We start from the raw sequence: 15,441 nt of genomic DNA, 5'->3' as shown, positions 1-15,441 counted from the left end.
ACATATTGGCTTCAGTATTATCGAGGTGAAAATATGATCGCTTGGATACTAGAATTATCTATCCGTAGACGTGGTACTATGTTGCTTATGGCCTTGTTTATCATCGCTTTAGGAATATGGAACTATCAGAAGCTACCTATTGACGCTGTGCCAGATATAACCAATGTACAGGTACAAATAAACACGCAGGCTCAAGGTTATTCACCTTTGGAAACAGAGCAACGGATTACGTTTATCGTCGAAACGGGCTTGGCAGGTTTACCTAAGCTGGATTATACCCGTTCACTTTCTCGATATGGCCTGTCGCAAGTGACTGTTGTGTTTGAAGAAGGCACAGATTTGTATTTTGCCAGAAACCTAATCAATGAGCGACTTAGCGCAATTAAGGAGCAACTACCGTTTGGCATTGAACCAGAAATGGGACCAATTGCTACGGGCCTCGGTGAAATATACATGTACAGTATAACTGCCGACGAAAGTGCAAAGCAGAATAATGGCTTACCCTATGATGCGATGGCGTTAAGGGAGATCCATGACTGGGTAGTGAAACCACAACTTGCATTGGTTAAAGGGATTACGGAAATCAATGCAATTGGTGGCTATAAAAAGCAATACCATATCAATCCCGATCCGTTAAGGATGTTGCACTTCGGTATTACCAGTGAAGCACTATCAAATGCAATAATGCGAAATAATGCAAATCAAGGGGCTGGATTCATCGAAAGAAGCGGACAGCAAATTCTTGTTCGTTCACAAGCTCAGTTGCAATCTATTCAAGACATCCAAAACGTCATTATAAAAAGCGACGACGGCACACTTGTAAAAGTTAAAGATGTCGCCGAAGTTGCGATAGGAAAAGAGCTAAGGACAGGAGCTGCATCACTGGAAGGCAAGGAAAGTGTGATTGGCACCGCAATGATGCTGGTAGGAGAAAATTCACGCTCGGTGGCATTGGCTGTTGGTGACAAGCTTAGTGAAATCCAAAACAGTTTACCTCAAGGCGTGTCCATAGTTCCCTTATATGACAGGACAACTCTGGTTGATAAAGCAATTAGCACCGTACAGAAAAATCTTATTGAAGGTGCATTACTGGTTATCTTCGTATTGTTCCTATTACTGGGTAACATACGCGCCGCTTTGATTACCGCCGCAGTAATTCCTTTGGCAATGTTGGCAACAATCACGGGCATGGTTCAAAGCAAAGTCTCTGCGAATTTAATGAGTCTGGGAGCCTTAGATTTTGGATTGATTGTCGATGGCGCGGTAATAATCGTTGAGAACTGCATTAGGCGGTTAGCAGAAAGCCAAAAACGAAATAGTTCTGTCATTTCCCTGAAAGAACGCCTAGACATTGTTTATTCTGCTACCAATGAGGTTATACGACCTAGTGTTTTTGGCGTATTGATCATAACGATTGTCTATTTACCTTTGTTTACCTTATCGGGTGTCGAGGGCAAAATGTTTCATCCGATGGCCGCAACGGTGATAATCGCTCTATTGTCTGCAATGGTATTTACCTTCACGCTAGTCCCCGCTGCGGTTGCTTTATTCTTGAAAGGCAAAATCAGCGAAAAAGAAAGTCCAGTAATTGTCGGCGCTAAGTCAGTTTATAGTCCTGTTTTGAAGTGGGCTTTAAAACTACGTTGGCTAGTTGTTTGCGGCGCTGCTTTACTTGTGACATTTAGCATATTACTTGGTAGTAAATTAGGATCTGAATTTGTTCCTCAACTTAATGAAGGTGACATTGCACTGCACGCGATGCGTATTCCGGGCACGGGTATTGACCAAGCTGTAGAAATGCAGAAGGTACTTGAACAACAAATTATGAAATATGATGAAGTTGTTACGGTGTTTTCAAAAACGGGCACAGCAGAAGTTGCGACAGACGCGATGCCGCCAAATGTGACTGATACTTTTCTGATATTAAAGCCGAGAGAGCAATGGCCCGACCCTAATTTAACGAAAGAGGATTTTGTTGAAAGGCTGGAAAAAGATCTCAGCTCTATTCCCGGCAATAATTATGAGTTTACTCAACCAATTCAGATGCGATTTAACGAATTAATTAGCGGAGTAAGAGCTGATTTAGGGATTAAGCTCTACGGTGATGATCTATCCCAACTTGTCATTTCTGCACAAGAAGTTTTGGCTACACTCAATACAATTTCAGGTGTTGCTGATGCGCGGCTCGAACAAGTTGATGACGTGCCTATCTTTACCGTTAACCCCAAGCCTGAAGCATTAGCGCTATACGGGTTGGATGCAAGCGACTTACAGTCTTGGTTAAAAACAGTCGTGTCAGGTGAAGGCGCAGGGTTAATATTCGAAGGTGATCGTCGATTTGAAATTGTAGTTAGATATCCTGAGCTGTTGAGAGCCAACCTTGATCAGCTAGGTAATTTGCCAATCGCGACAGAAAGTGGTGAGTTTGTACCTGTAAGCGAAGTTGCAGAGTTAAATTATACGACAGTTCCAAGTCAAATAAGCCGAGAAAATGGTAAGCGACGAATTGTAATTACAGCAAATGTTAGAAACCGAGATCTAGGCTCATTCGTACAAGAGGCACAGCAAAAAATTCAACAAAATGTTGAATTGCCTGCTGGTTATTGGCTTGAGTACGGCGGAACATTTGAGCAACTTGAGAGTGCAACGCAAAGATTATCCATCGTAGTACCTGCCACATTGTTTGTAATTTTGACACTGCTTGTCATAGCATTTAGTTCAATAAAAGATGCCCTGATCATATTTAGTGGTGTGCCTTTAGCACTTACAGGCGGCGTATTGGCTTTGTGGTTAAGAGACATGCCTCTTTCAATTTCTGCTGCTGTTGGATTTATCGCTCTTTCAGGGATAGCTGTATTAAATGGACTGGTGATGCTGTCATTCATTAAACAGCGATTACTTGAAACAGGAGAGCTAATAAACTCAATTATCGAAGGTGCAACTATCAGGCTTCGCCCTGTATTAATGACCGCTTTGGTTGCTAGCTTAGGTTTCATTCCTATGGCATTAAACGTCGGAACTGGGGCTGAAGTTCAGAGGCCATTAGCAACGGTGGTAATTGGAGGGATTATTTCCTCTACTTTACTTACTTTAGTTGTTTTGCCTGTTCTATATAGAATTGTTTACAGTAAATACAAATCTTAACTTTAATTTAGAGGCTTCTCGTAATGTTTTCGAGAAGCCTTTTGTTAAGTTACTTTTGCTCGTTCAGGTGTGTAAAAAGACCTATTTAAAACTAAATTACTTTTAAGACGCCGCGATACATTTGTATCTGACAATGAAACTCATGCTCTCCCTGTGACAAGTTTAATAAGGTAATTTGAGTAATTTCATTTAACTTAAGCTGTTCGCTTATATCCAATGAAGGAATAAGCATTATTTCAGCGCAGGGGGATTGCTCTTTATGACCGTTATGAACGCACGTCATTATTGCTAATTGCGCAGATTATGAATGAAACTGGTAAACGGATTATCATTTTTTGTACTGACAGAACCATTAATAATCTTTGAACAATCGCCCCGTTTGTGAGTACTTTCAATGTCCTCAAGAATAGACTTTAATGATCGGCCTAGCCGATCAAGGCGAGTAACTATTACCTCATCACCCTACCTGATGAAATCGATTAGCTTCTTTAACTTTTTTCATTTCTAACCGAAGTACCAGACACATTGCCTTATAATATTTTTTTACAACCATAATAGCCCAACTGAACAGTTGAGCATTCAAATCTTGTTCTCTAGTAGATACTCTTGCAAAACCACTTTCATGTGTAGGAAACTTTTAGCTTTCGGACATGAACGAGATAAAAGATCAATATTCGTTCATTTAAAAAGTGAAATAAATGACAACTCTAACTATCAAGATTAATTCTTCCACATGCTTTAACTGTGTCTTCACTTGTACACGAGCTTACATTTGTTGAAGCTCAGCTTGTAGTACTTTGAGTTCCCACATTAGATTGTTAACTAAAGCCAATTCCGCCTGTGTCTATCACAAGTTCAAAACTCAAACTCTAAATATAAGCTGATTTGATCTCCTTCAAAGAAGATTTTTTGCCCATAAACTCTTACACCGAAATGTGTAGATTAGTACTGATTCACAATAATTGCGCTGAAATTGAGTCAATCGTATTACAAATACTCTTATTGATACTGGCTCATTACTTGCAATTTTTCGAGAACATGACCACATGTAGAGAATAATAGGCTAACAGTGGGAAATATTTACACTATCAATGTAAGGATTACTTATGAAATACTCAAGATTTGCTGCAATGATCATCACCTCAACCATTGCTATGTTTGTCATGATGTATCTCAACACTTACGCAGTATCACATATATGGTTTAGTGAAACGCGTATCTATATGGCGTTGTATATGGGAGCAGGTATGGCAATGATCATGCTGGCCTTTATGCTTGGCATGTACAGTAACAAGAAGCTCAACATGGCTATTTTTCTATTGGCGACAATACTGTTCGCCATATGTCTTTATCTTGTTCGCTCTCAAAGCACAATTTCTGACACTGCCTACATGAAAGCGATGATTCCTCATCACTCCATTGCTATTCTTACTAGTGAGCATTCAACTTTGGAGGATGTACGCGTGCGTGAATTGGCAAATGGTATTATTAAAGCCCAACGAAAAGAAATAAAAGAAATGGAATGGCTGATTAAGGATATTTCTGAAAATGGAAAGGTCAGCTCACAAGCTCAGGCTGAGCAACGACCGCTCCCAAAGTTTGAAGGCACACTGAACAAAGGAGACTAAGATGACTAAGACAGCTACCCTGTACAGAATGGTCACTGACGAACATATCTGCCCCTATGGTTTAAGGTCGAAAGATTTGCTGGAGAGGCAAGGGTATGATGTAGAAGATCATAAGCTCACGTCAAGACAACAAGCTGATGACTTCAAAGATAAGCATGATGTCAAAACTACGCCACAAACCTTTATTGAAGGAAAGCGTGTCGGAGGATACGATGACTTAAGAGAGTATTTTGGTAAAGATGAAGCAGGTCAAACTGGCACAACCTACACGCCAGTTGTAGCCATTTTCTCGATAGCTGCACTTCTTGCTGTCGCATCTCAACATTTTGCTTCCGGCTCATTTATCTCCATCAGAACACTGATGCTATTTATAGCTTTTTCAATGACGCTCTTAGCGGTGCAAAAACTGAAAGACCTATACAGTTTCACAAATTCGTTTATTACTTATGATTTACTAGCGATGAGATGGATAAGATATGGTTATATTTATCCCTTCATTGAAGCATATGCAGGTATTGGTATGGTTGCCCAACTACAGCCTCTCGCAGTGGCACCATTTTCATTGTTTATCGGCACAGTTGGAGCAATTTCAGTTTTCAAAGCCGTTTACATTGACAAACGCCAGTTAAAGTGTGCCTGTGTAGGCGGCGATAGTAGTGTGCCACTTGGATTTGTATCGCTATCTGAAAACTTATTTATGATCGCGGGAGCATTGATTATGCTGCTGATGTAAAGGTATAGCTCTATTCGGCGGCTCCTTAACTGTTAAGATTAGACCTAGGATGCCAGCCCACACCTTTCTAATCCATATGTAACATTTTTTCTGTCGTACTGGCATCAAGATAACCAGAACTGAGCAAACAATCTCAAAGGTTGTACAAAATAACACTAAAGCTTTTTCATTAAGTTTTATTGTTATGCTCTTGTGGTGGCTTTCGCCACCACTTTATTAGTTTTCAAGTTCCACCATATCTTTCGCTGCAATGTCACCAGACACTAGCTTTACAGTTGCGAAATGATCATTCACAATTTTAGTAATTTGTACCGTTCCTACCTTTTCGATAGTGTAGGGATCGTCACCTTCACTCAATACTATTCTTTCATGGAATCTAATAACACTGTATTTTTGCCCAACCTCTGCGCCATGCTTAGCACCAATACAGATTAGAGTTCGATTATCAGAACTTTCTACTACCTGACCTCTCATCATGTATTTATGATAAAAAGTGGTATTAGAACAACCCACTAAATATAAACCGAATGTAAGCAATAAAAGAGCTTTTATATAGGGTGTTTTCATCACTGTTACCTCATTTGACTAACTAATTATCTATACACTTTTTTATGAATTCATTTGTTTTTCCGGCCAGCCCCCGAAGGTGCTTGATGACAACTCCAAGGCTTATGAACAGAGTTATCTTTGATGTTCTGATCAACAAATTTATAGTAACTTTCTTTAGTATGTGTCCACCAATCATCATGAACATCTGCGCCATACTTACGGATTACCTCCTCAATCCCATCAAGGCTTACGTTTGCGGCATCATAGGCAAGGTGTATTTCACCTTCTTTGATGTTGTAACTAACTTCATCTATACCAAAAAGCTGATCTATTTCTTTTACTAACTCGTCACAGCTTTCTTCTGTGACATTGCTAAGCTTTAGATTTCGAACAACTAAATTTTGCTCTCTAACGCCAACTCTATGATCTAAATCGCTCATAATTTTTCTCCTAATGTTTGTGTGAATGCTGTTGATTGCTATCTTTCATTTCTTCCATTTTCCGGTTCATCTGCGGCATCATGTTCTCCATCATTTCTAAATGATGTTCAGTCATCTTGATTTGTTGATGCATTGGCATTTCTTCCATATTTTTGTGCATGGATTGCATCATCTTCATCATTGAACGGTGATGTTCAACCATCATCTGCTGTTGCTTGTCAGGATCTTTTTCAGTTTTAATGGCATGGACTTCCTTTTTCATTTCCATCATTTTTTTATGCATTTCTCCCATGTTCTCATGTGGTATTGTCATGCCTTGATGCATATCAGCTTTGTTCGCACCTTCATGTTTATGCTCATTGTTTTGGGCAAATGAGCTAGTGGTTATCAGTAGTGAACTAATAAATAAAATTGATTTAGTTAACGTTTTCATGATTTTTACCTTCTACACTTTTATTAAAACTTGGGATCCAACTTGGTGTCGATTCCATATACCTGTGGTACTCCGAACCAAATTCAGCAATCGCCTGTGCTTCTTCGCGTTTCGCTAGCTTGACGTAAACAACGACTAAGATCGGAAACATCGCAAGTGTTGGGATTGTCGGCCACTGCAATAAAAAGCCGAACATGATTAGAATGAAAGCTACATACTGTGGGTGGCGACACCTTGCATACCATCCAGTTGTAGCCAATTGATGATGCTTTTGCGCGTGATGCAATACATTCCATGCTGAAGACAACATAAAGAAACCTGCAACAATAAACACCATACTCACTATATGAAATGGGTCCCAATGGGCATCACCTTGAAATCCAAAGAAAGTATGTAATAAATGCCCATTCTCATGCGCAAAGAAATTTACTTCTGGATAGGTCTCCGTCAGCCACCCCGACAGAAAATAGATAGTTAAAGGAAAGCCATACATTTCAGTAAATAGGGCAACAATAAAGGCGGAGAACGCTCCAAGGCTTCGCCAATCAGTAGATGTTTTTGGTTTGACAAAACTAAAGGCAAAAAAGATAAAAATTGCTGAGTTCAGTATCACCATTGACCATAAGCCATAATCATATGTCTCATTCATCACTGTTCTCCTTTTTATGTGATTCCTTACGTCCTTCTTCTAAACCTTGTATGTAGCCGTCACGATAGGCAGCATTTTTATCCGTGAGTTCTTGAAAGCTCTCTTCCTTTTTCTCATCAGGCGCATGTGAATGATCGTGGCCATGTTTGCCATGACTGCCATGCATAAATACGTGCATCAACGGGCATAGCAATAAAATCAAATAAGGAAGAAATTGCAGTACATGCTGTCCATGTTCAAAGATTAAAAAATAGGTGGCTGCGGCAATAAGCACCAATGCAGCCCAACCCGTGGGTGTTGACCAAAATTTAGGGTGCTCATTTTTCATATTGGCCTCCTATTGACCTTAAATTTTCCGCTGAAGCTTCAGACTTAGAATTTATCCAGAAGAGATTATCCACAGGGGAGATACTAACTAGTCCTTCTCCTTCAACGTTGGTATACGCTGCATCAAGCAAAACTTTAGCAACATGTTCTGCATCATCAAAAGCAACATAAATTGTCATAACTATATGTGCTGATAAGTGATTTCTGTTGTAAGTATCAGCATATGCACCTCTGCCCGTTGCTTTATGAATGGTAAAGCCTTTATAGCCATGTGAAAGTAGTGCCTCTTCTACTCGTGTTAACACCATTTCATCGAAAATGGCGGTCACTTTTTTCATCCTCCTAAACAACCTTTAAGACACCGCGATACATTTGCATCTGACAATGAAACTCATGCTCTCCCGGTGATAAGTTCAATAAGGTAATTTGAGTAATTTCATTTAATTTAAGCTGCTCGCTTACCTCCAATGATGGAATAAGCATTGTTTCAGCGCAGGGTGATTGATCTTTGCGCATAAACTTCAGAGTGACAGGTTGACTAGCAGACACTTGGATTGAGGATGGTGAATACACGCCATCCCTCACTTCAATGAGTACTTCATTACCTTGAACAATTGTTTTATTGGGTTTGTATAGCCAAAACCACCAAACAATCAGTGCGATTAACACTAAGCCTAATAAGTTAATTAACATCATCGTGTTTCTCCTTAATGCTCTTTTGCTTTAAACAAGCGAAGTCGATTTGCATTTGACACTACAGTCAATGACGAAAACGCCATTGCAGCACCTGCAATTACAGGGCTAAGCAGAATGCCAAAGAAGGGATATAGAACCCCCGCAGCAAAAGGAATCCCGGCTACGTTATAGACAAACGCGCCAAACAAGTTTTGTTTTATATTTCGTAAAGTAGCTTTGCTTACCGCTATGGCATCAGCTAGGCCATGAAGTGAACCACGCATTAGGGTAATGTCAGCACTTTCGATAGCTACATCAGTCCCTGTGCCTATGGCGAAGCCAACATCGGCTAACGCTAGCGCAGGAGCATCGTTGATGCCATCTCCTGTCATACCAACAATTTCGCCGCCTTCTTGTAGCTCTTTCACCTTGTTGGCTTTATCTTCTGGCAGCACTTCAGCAAGAAACTCACTAATACCCGCTTTTTTGGCAACAGCAGCAGCGGTTTCCTTGTTATCACCCGTTAACATGATGACGCGTATACCATTAGCCTGAAGTCGTTTGATAGCAGAGATTGAGTCTGACTTGATAGGATCTGCAACAGCAATGATTGCTGCAAGTTCACCATCTACAGCAAAGTACATAGGTGTTTTGGCTTCTTTGGCTAAAGACTGCGCTTGTTCAACAAAGCCTGTGAGGTCTATGCCTTTTAACTTCATTAGTTTATCGTTTCCGAAAAGCAGGGCTTTATTGTTGCAGTTTGCTTCTACACCAAAACCCGTAATGGCGTTAAACGCTTCAATTTTTAGTAACTCAATATCCTTATCTAACGCACTTTCAACAATCGCTTGCGCTAAAGGGTGCTCTGAGCCGCTCTCTAAACTTGCAGCAAGCTGTAGTACGTCTTTTTCGTCCGTAGCTTTTGCTAAAACAATATCGGTTACCTTAGGTGCCCCTTCAGTAATAGTGCCCGTTTTATCTAAAATCATGGCAGTGATTTTAGAGGCGGTTTGCAGTGCTTCACCGTTGCGAATTAGCACGCCTGCTTCTGCGGCCTTTCCTACTCCGACCATGACAGACATGGGCGTTGCCAAGCCCAAAGCACATGGGCAGGCAATAATGAGTACAGTAGTTGCTGATACGATGGCAAAAGCAATTGCTGGCTCAGGTCCAAAGTTAAGCCATGCTAGCGCACTTAACACAGAGATGATCATGACAACAGGAACGAAAAAAGCTGAAATAACATCAGCCAAGCGGCCAATCGGCGGTTTAGAATTTTGTGCTCGTTTCACCATATTGATGATTTGCGCAAGCGCCGTGTCTTTTCCAACACGTGTGGCTTTAAACATAATCATGCCTGATTTGTTCAAAGTACCAGCGACAACCTCATCTTCTTCGGCTTTTTCAACAGGCATAGGCTCGCCTGTCAGCATGGACTCATCAATAGAGGTGTGCCCTTCCAATACCACACCATCGACGGGAATTTTTTCGCCCGGTTTTACCTTTACAATATCGTTAAGTAAAACCTGCTCAATACCAATCTGAACTTCTTTGCTATCACGAACTACGGTTGCCGTTTTGGCCTGCAAGCCGATAAGACGCTTAATGGCCTCAGAGGTTTTACCTCTGGCTTTTATTTCTAATGCCAGACCTAAATCAATTAAGCCAATGATCATGGCGGTAGCTTCAAAATAAACATGCCGTGCCATTAATGGAACGGCGTCAGGTGCAAACACGACAACCATCGAATACACCCAAGCTGTACCTGTTCCTAAAGCTATTAAAGTGTCCATATTAGCGGAGTGGTTTTTAAAGCTTTTCCAAGCGCCAACATAAAAATGCTTACCTGAAAAATACATAACACCAAAAGTTAAAATGCCTACAACCAGCCAAGACATGCGTTCAAGGTTTGTTTCAACCGTCATTTCTCCAACCACAATGCTGTAGATCATCAAAGGAACACCGAGTGAAAGGGCAATAAACGTATCGCGCATTAGTTTTTTATAATATGCCCAATCAGCCGCTTCTTTCTCGTCAAGCGCATCTGCTGCCGAGCTATCATCAATTGGCTTCGCGTTATACCCCACAGACTCAACAGCTTTGATCAATTCTTCTGTCTTAGCTGTCCCAGAAACTGTTACAGTCCTATCAGCAAAATTCATTTCCGCACTGACTACACCAAGAGTTGCCTTTAACGCCCCTTCAATTTTGCCTACACAGCTAGCACACCCAGCTCCTTCAATGATGAGCTGTTGGTTATGTGATACTTTCTCCAACGTATTCTCCTTACTTTTACACGAAGAGGATTGAGCTTTTGCCTGACAGCAACAGCCTGATTCGGTTTCTATATTTGTATTAGTAGTCACCATTTTTCCTCCTATGCCTTTTTAATTTGCTCAAAGTTTTCGATGAGATGACAAACCATGTTTGCAGTCGGCGCTTTGTCTTCCATTTCTTCCCATTGAGAAAGAGCTGAAGACATTTTTCCTCGAAGTGCCAACATTGCTTGAAACTGTTTTTCTGTTTCTTCAAGCCTCTCTTTGATCAGGCTTCTGACTAATGGGCACGCACTTTTACCATCTTCAGATTCATTAAGAATTTGCTTGATATCTGCAACAGAAAAACCAAGGTTTCTGGCACTTAAAATGAATTTAAGTCTCGATACTTCTTTATTCGAGTATGACTTGTAGCCGTTCACTGACTTAGCAGGTTTTAACAATCCCAATCGCGAGTAATAGCGCACCGTATCAGCAGTCGTTCCAAGGCTTTTTGCCAGCTCTGCAACTTTCATGTTCACTCCTTAGTTCTTCACCTAAGTTTGTAATCTCACCTACAGCTTAGACCTGTGTCTAAGACACAGGTCAAGTGATTATTCGTGATTAATAATGCAAAAGCTAAAAACTAATTTTTGGTAAAAAGAGGAATCTCGGCCAAAATCGACAGTATTAATTACTGTAAATGGCAATAACTTGAGCATTTTCATAATGCCTTTCCAAATATCGTACTAATCGTTCAAAACAATTGATTATTTAAATCAATGAATAAGTCATTCTATTTTTGATGGGAGTGGCGAAAAAAAGACGCACTGATCCTGTGATTAGCCAATAATTGGTGGACGATAAAGTAAGAGATGGATACCAGATTTTGGTAGGGGTGTACGCTGTAGAATTAGCTCAGAATGAATATTGCAAATACCTTCGTCTTGCGCTTCCACAAGATAGGCATTTAAATGAAAGCTTGTACAAAAACCGCCTTCACAACAAACACAATCACCAGCTTTACATTTTTCACAGTCTTCATCACCATGACGGTTTTTAGAATCTTGCGAATTTTCAGTGTGATAGTGACTATTGTCAATCATTGATTGATGATGCATATTTTTGCTTGGTTGTATAATATGCGTGTCGGATGAGCCATTATGATGCTCTTCACAATTCATTGGTTTAGCAATAGCAAAGCCATGCTGCGTAAGCAACACAGTTATTATTACTATTTTAAACCACCTGAAAAGTCCAAACATTATCATTCCTTCTTTAGCACCTACAATATTAGCCACTTTATAAAAATAATTTTATGATCTTGATCAACCTTTGAACTAAAACCTAAACTTTTTACTTTTTACTTTTTACTTTTTACTTTTTACTTTTTACTTTTTTAAACAGCTTAAACTTCACAAGTATAAAAGGGGTGTCTAATTTATACTCATGAGATTGAAGCCAAGCATGAGCACCATTAAAAGAAATAAAAACCCTACGCTCATAATTAGGTATTGAGTAAGGGATCATTTTTCCAATTGTTCAGCTTTAAGCGCTGTACTTTGCAACAATCGGTTCTATCCCGGGCACATCCAATTCCCGTTCATCAAAAGTGATAAAATGGCCTATTGTAGGTCTTTCAATGGCGATGTTTTTTGCCTTGACTCTTTAACCTTAACCATTCGCCAACTTTACTTCTTAGCTGATATTCCACCTTGATAGGTATACACCAGACTGGCACCGACTGAAAACAAGAAGTAGCTTACTATTACTGCTCTTAGTTCTTTCCAAAAAAACTATTAGCTAGGCCTTTCCTAACATAACTAAAATGGTTTAAATCCCAAAAAACGAAAGCTACCATCAATATAGTTGCGGTAGCTCTCATCAAGTCAATATAGTATTTCTTCACATCAGAGCCAGAACTTGATACCTGCAACAAAAGCAGTATCACGAGTACTTTGCCCATTTAACTTCGCAAAGTCGGCTGTATTACCAAATTTATTTGTCCACTCAACGCCAACATAGGGAGCAAACTGGCGGGTAAACTCATAACGAACCCGAAAACCAATAGCACTGCTAGACAAGCCACTACCAAGGTTATTTTGGACGTCATCCTTACCGTAAAGCGTCAACTCTGCTCGTGGTTGAACAATTAACTTTTGAGTAAGTAATAGCTCATACTCAGCTTCGATCGAAAATGCACTATTACCTTGCTCTCCTAAATACGCAGTCATATCAATTTCAAACCAGTAGGGGGCTAGACCTTGTAAACCAAAAGCTAGCCATTTGCGGTTTTCACCTTCGTTATTGTAATCAAGTCGAATACCGACTTGTGTATCCCAATAAGCAGATATTGCGTGGCCCCATAGAAAATCTGTTTGGTTCTCCTCTAAATTACCTTCGCTAAAATCTCCTTCAGTTTTGATGACTAATCTATCAAAAGTAGTGCCATACCATGCCTGAAAGTCAAAAACACCTGCGTTTGTTTGCTCATTATATTCAAGACGATCCCCTAGTAGCGCGTAAAATGAATGCTCATCTGCCAAAGTCAGTCGTTTGTCGCTATTGAGTGCATAAGGACCTTCAGTCAATGTTGTACCTGCGGCATAAGCATGAGGGTCTCTAGCATCTTTAGGTGCATCTCCACCTTGTGCTTGCATTTTAGAATCACCCATCTCAGTCATCTCATCTTTTGCAGATACAGATACACTTATAAGGGGCAAACCTATTAATAATAGTTTTAACGTATTGGTTAGTATTAATTTTCTCATGATACAACTACCTCTCTAAACATACCTGCATCCATGTGGAATAATAAATGGCAATGCCATGCCCAGCGACCTACGTCATGAGGTGTTGTTAAAAAACTAATTCTTTGCGCTGGTTGTACAGGGATAGTATGGCGACGAACCTGTACATCACCTTTTTCATTCTCCAAATCGCTCCACATACCATGCAGGTGCATTGGATGTGTCATCATTGTATCGTTTTGTAAAATAACTCTTAAACGTTGATTATGCTTCATGTGAACTGGCGTGCTTTTTCCAAATTCCAAGCCATCAAATGACCAGCTATAACGCTCCATGTTTCCAGTTAAATGTAATTCAATTTCAGCCTCAGGCTCTTGCTGGCTTGTAATTCCCTCAAGAGAATGTAAATCTGCAAGTGTTAAAACACGGCGTCCATTTTTACGTAAACCTATACCGGGATCATCAAGGTTTGTTCTAGGCATATCAACACGCATATCAACAGAAGCTCCATACTCTGTTTTTGCATGACGCACTTTAGTGCTAGCAACAGCTAATGGGTTTTTAGTCATTCCATGTTTACTATGATCCATTGCCATCGCTCCATGACCCATTGCACTATGATCCATTTTATTAGAATTCATGCCCCACATACCTGCCGTATCAGCCATTGTAGAATGCACACTATCATGGGTCATATTGCCCATCATATCTGTCATCGTTAACCACTCAACGGGGTCTAAAGAAGGTACTGGTGCATCAACGTTAGGTGCCATTGATAAAGTACCTTTAGCATAACCTGAGCGATCCATGCTTTGTGCAAAAATCGTATATGCGTCATTTTTTGGCTCGACAAGTACATCATAAGTTTCACCGGGACCAAATCTAAATTCATCTACTGTCACAGGTTCAACATTTTGTCCATCAGCTTGTACAACTGTTAACTTCAGCTCAGGTATTCTTACATCAAAAAACGTATTGCTAGAACCGTTAATAAATCTAAGCCTAACCTTTTCGCCAGCTTTAAACATTCCACGCCAATTTGTCAAAGGCGCACAACCATTCATTAAAAAAGTCATTGCAGATGCTGATAAGTCTGCAAGATCTGTAGGGTTCATTCTCATTTTATTCCACATTTCCCGGCGTTGTAGCGCATTTGAAACGCTGCTATTTGAAATGTCATCAAAAAACTCTGGAACAGTAGGTTGATTAAAGTTAAATACATCGCTCTGTACTTTTAACTTGCGAAACAAATCCATTGGGTCATCATCAGTCCAATCAGACAATTGGATGACATGCTCATTGTCAGCACTAATAATATCCTTTTCTCTTGGCTCAATAATTAATGCGCCGTACATACCTGTCATTTCTTGAAAACCACTGTGTGAGTGATACCAATATGTGCCGCTTTGTTGCAGCTTAAATTTATAAACAAAGGTTTCACCCGGCATTATACCTTTAAAGCTAATACCCGGTACGCCATCCATTTGATACGGAAGAATGATCCCATGCCAATGAATTGAACTCGGCACTGATAATTTATTCGTTACCCTGATAGTAACGTCATCACCTTCTCTGAGGCGCAAGGTAGGAGCTGGTATTGAGCCATTGATTGTTGTAGCCATTCTTACAACACCTGTGAAGTTTACTGGTGACTCATCTATCACCAGATCTATGACTTCCCCACTTAGTTCGGGCGCAGTACCTGTTGAAGTTCCAGCAAGCAAAGATGAAGCTGCATGAAGAACACTTGGAAAAGCAGCTAATACACCGCCAGCAGCTAATCCTTGTACAAAGCGTCTACGTGGCGTAGAAACTTGATGTAATGGATTGTTATTTCTCATTTTACTCTCCGTTGTTT

At 40.2% G+C, this 15,441-nt stretch carries 17 protein-coding genes; 3 read left to right on the top strand and 14 right to left on the bottom strand.

The genetic code is table 11. From position 1 onward, the window contains the following. Nucleotides 1–33 precede the first annotated feature (33 nt). Complete coding sequence (locus tag LY624_RS03250) at nucleotides 34–3,144, top strand: efflux RND transporter permease subunit (protein ID WP_016708236.1); 3,111 nt, start codon at nucleotides 34–36, stop codon at nucleotides 3,142–3,144. 91 nt (nucleotides 3,145–3,235) lie between these two features. Here LY624_RS03250 and LY624_RS03245 read toward each other — a convergent pair whose 3' ends face one another. Further along, a complete protein-coding gene (locus tag LY624_RS03245; protein ID WP_229677580.1) occupies nucleotides 3,236–3,376 on the bottom strand; it encodes a cupredoxin domain-containing protein in 141 nt (46 codons plus the stop codon). A gap of 56 nt (nucleotides 3,377–3,432) precedes the next feature. Further along, a complete protein-coding gene (locus LY624_RS21335) occupies nucleotides 3,433–3,552 on the bottom strand; it encodes a hypothetical protein (protein ID WP_353683143.1) in 120 nt (39 codons plus the stop codon). A 698-nt stretch (nucleotides 3,553–4,250) separates the two neighbouring features. Between LY624_RS21335 and LY624_RS03240 the strand changes: the two genes are divergently transcribed. Together LY624_RS03240 and LY624_RS03235 are read left to right on the top strand one after the other, a co-directional pair. Further along, complete coding sequence (locus LY624_RS03240; protein ID WP_008109672.1) at nucleotides 4,251–4,772, top strand: DUF305 domain-containing protein; 522 nt, start codon at nucleotides 4,251–4,253, stop codon at nucleotides 4,770–4,772. 1 nt (nucleotide 4,773) lies between these two features. Next, nucleotides 4,774–5,505, top strand: a complete 732-nt coding sequence (locus tag LY624_RS03235; protein ID WP_016708238.1) for a MauE/DoxX family redox-associated membrane protein — start codon at nucleotides 4,774–4,776, stop codon at nucleotides 5,503–5,505. A 216-nt stretch (nucleotides 5,506–5,721) separates the two neighbouring features. On the opposite strand, the gene LY624_RS03230 is transcribed toward LY624_RS03235, so the two are convergent. From LY624_RS03230 to LY624_RS03175, 12 genes are all read right to left on the bottom strand, one after another. Further along, nucleotides 5,722–6,072 (bottom strand): hypothetical protein, encoded by a 351-nt coding sequence (locus tag LY624_RS03230; RefSeq protein ID WP_062566151.1) that lies wholly within the window; start codon nucleotides 6,070–6,072, stop codon nucleotides 5,722–5,724. Nucleotides 6,073–6,122: 50 nt separating this feature from the next. Continuing rightward, the gene (locus LY624_RS03225) at nucleotides 6,123–6,494 is read right to left on the bottom strand and encodes a hypothetical protein (RefSeq protein ID WP_019677951.1); all 372 of its coding nucleotides are present in this window, start codon (nucleotides 6,492–6,494) and stop codon (nucleotides 6,123–6,125) included. A 10-nt stretch (nucleotides 6,495–6,504) separates the two neighbouring features. Then, nucleotides 6,505–6,927 carry a hypothetical protein gene (locus LY624_RS03220; protein WP_062566152.1) on the bottom strand — a complete coding sequence of 141 codons (423 nt, stop codon included), beginning with the start codon at nucleotides 6,925–6,927 and terminating at the stop codon, nucleotides 6,505–6,507. Beyond that, nucleotides 6,911–7,576, bottom strand: a complete 666-nt coding sequence (locus LY624_RS03215; RefSeq protein ID WP_193522136.1) for a methyltransferase family protein — start codon at nucleotides 7,574–7,576, stop codon at nucleotides 6,911–6,913. The genes LY624_RS03220 and LY624_RS03215 overlap by 17 nt, the downstream gene beginning before the upstream one ends. After that, on the bottom strand, nucleotides 7,569–7,904 hold the full coding sequence (locus LY624_RS03210) for a DUF2933 domain-containing protein (protein ID WP_063529849.1): 336 nt from the start codon (nucleotides 7,902–7,904) through the stop codon (nucleotides 7,569–7,571). The genes LY624_RS03215 and LY624_RS03210 overlap by 8 nt, the downstream gene beginning before the upstream one ends. Continuing rightward, complete coding sequence (locus tag LY624_RS03205; RefSeq protein ID WP_138627004.1) at nucleotides 7,894–8,241, bottom strand: P-II family nitrogen regulator; 348 nt, start codon at nucleotides 8,239–8,241, stop codon at nucleotides 7,894–7,896. The genes LY624_RS03210 and LY624_RS03205 overlap by 11 nt, the downstream gene beginning before the upstream one ends. Nucleotides 8,242–8,245: 4 nt before the next feature. After that, the gene (locus LY624_RS03200) at nucleotides 8,246–8,599 is read right to left on the bottom strand and encodes a cupredoxin domain-containing protein (protein ID WP_138627005.1); all 354 of its coding nucleotides are present in this window, start codon (nucleotides 8,597–8,599) and stop codon (nucleotides 8,246–8,248) included. 11 nt (nucleotides 8,600–8,610) lie between these two features. Further along, a complete protein-coding gene (locus LY624_RS03195) occupies nucleotides 8,611–10,854 on the bottom strand; it encodes a heavy metal translocating P-type ATPase (RefSeq protein WP_193522135.1) in 2,244 nt (747 codons plus the stop codon). Between the two features lie 101 nt (nucleotides 10,855–10,955). After that, a complete protein-coding gene (locus LY624_RS03190; RefSeq protein WP_193522134.1) occupies nucleotides 10,956–11,369 on the bottom strand; it encodes a MerR family transcriptional regulator in 414 nt (137 codons plus the stop codon). Nucleotides 11,370–11,675: 306 nt separating this feature from the next. Continuing rightward, the gene (locus LY624_RS03185) at nucleotides 11,676–12,098 is read right to left on the bottom strand and encodes a hypothetical protein (RefSeq protein WP_004589264.1); all 423 of its coding nucleotides are present in this window, start codon (nucleotides 12,096–12,098) and stop codon (nucleotides 11,676–11,678) included. 645 nt (nucleotides 12,099–12,743) lie between these two features. Next, complete coding sequence (locus LY624_RS03180) at nucleotides 12,744–13,604, bottom strand: copper resistance protein B (RefSeq protein WP_016708246.1); 861 nt, start codon at nucleotides 13,602–13,604, stop codon at nucleotides 12,744–12,746. Next, nucleotides 13,601–15,424 carry a copper resistance system multicopper oxidase gene (locus LY624_RS03175; RefSeq protein ID WP_193522133.1) on the bottom strand — a complete coding sequence of 608 codons (1,824 nt, stop codon included), beginning with the start codon at nucleotides 15,422–15,424 and terminating at the stop codon, nucleotides 13,601–13,603. Before LY624_RS03175 ends, LY624_RS03180 begins: the two co-directional genes overlap by 4 nt. Nucleotides 15,425–15,441: the final 17 nt, after the last annotated feature.

It is taken from the genome of Pseudoalteromonas sp. N1230-9 (assembly GCF_032716425.1).
Taxonomy (GTDB): Bacteria; Pseudomonadota; Gammaproteobacteria; order Enterobacterales; family Alteromonadaceae; genus Pseudoalteromonas.
The sequence above is the reverse complement of the archived record's forward strand: the minus strand, read 5'-3'. Positions and strand labels throughout refer to the sequence as shown.

Coding starts and splice junctions, on each gene's coding strand:
- LY624_RS03175 (WP_193522133.1), bottom strand. CDS start 15,424: ATGAGAAATAACAATCCATTACATCAAGTTTCTACGCCACGTAGACGC.
- LY624_RS03240 (WP_008109672.1), top strand. CDS start 4,251: ATGAAATACTCAAGATTTGCTGCAATGATCATCACCTCAACCATTGCT.
- LY624_RS03180 (WP_016708246.1), bottom strand. CDS start 13,604: ATGAGAAAATTAATACTAACCAATACGTTAAAACTATTATTAATAGGT.
- LY624_RS03225 (WP_019677951.1), bottom strand. CDS start 6,494: ATGAGCGATTTAGATCATAGAGTTGGCGTTAGAGAGCAAAATTTAGTT.
- LY624_RS03200 (WP_138627005.1), bottom strand. CDS start 8,599: ATGATGTTAATTAACTTATTAGGCTTAGTGTTAATCGCACTGATTGTT.
- LY624_RS03215 (WP_193522136.1), bottom strand. CDS start 7,576: ATGAATGAGACATATGATTATGGCTTATGGTCAATGGTGATACTGAAC.
- LY624_RS03230 (WP_062566151.1), bottom strand. CDS start 6,072: ATGAAAACACCCTATATAAAAGCTCTTTTATTGCTTACATTCGGTTTA.
- LY624_RS03235 (WP_016708238.1), top strand. CDS start 4,774: ATGACTAAGACAGCTACCCTGTACAGAATGGTCACTGACGAACATATC.
- LY624_RS03245 (WP_229677580.1), bottom strand. CDS start 3,376: ATGCTTATTCCTTCATTGGATATAAGCGAACAGCTTAAGTTAAATGAA.
- LY624_RS03210 (WP_063529849.1), bottom strand. CDS start 7,904: ATGAAAAATGAGCACCCTAAATTTTGGTCAACACCCACGGGTTGGGCT.
- LY624_RS03185 (WP_004589264.1), bottom strand. CDS start 12,098: ATGTTTGGACTTTTCAGGTGGTTTAAAATAGTAATAATAACTGTGTTG.
- LY624_RS03250 (WP_016708236.1), top strand. CDS start 34: ATGATCGCTTGGATACTAGAATTATCTATCCGTAGACGTGGTACTATG.
- LY624_RS03205 (WP_138627004.1), bottom strand. CDS start 8,241: ATGAAAAAAGTGACCGCCATTTTCGATGAAATGGTGTTAACACGAGTA.
- LY624_RS03220 (WP_062566152.1), bottom strand. CDS start 6,927: ATGAAAACGTTAACTAAATCAATTTTATTTATTAGTTCACTACTGATA.
- LY624_RS03190 (WP_193522134.1), bottom strand. CDS start 11,369: ATGAAAGTTGCAGAGCTGGCAAAAAGCCTTGGAACGACTGCTGATACG.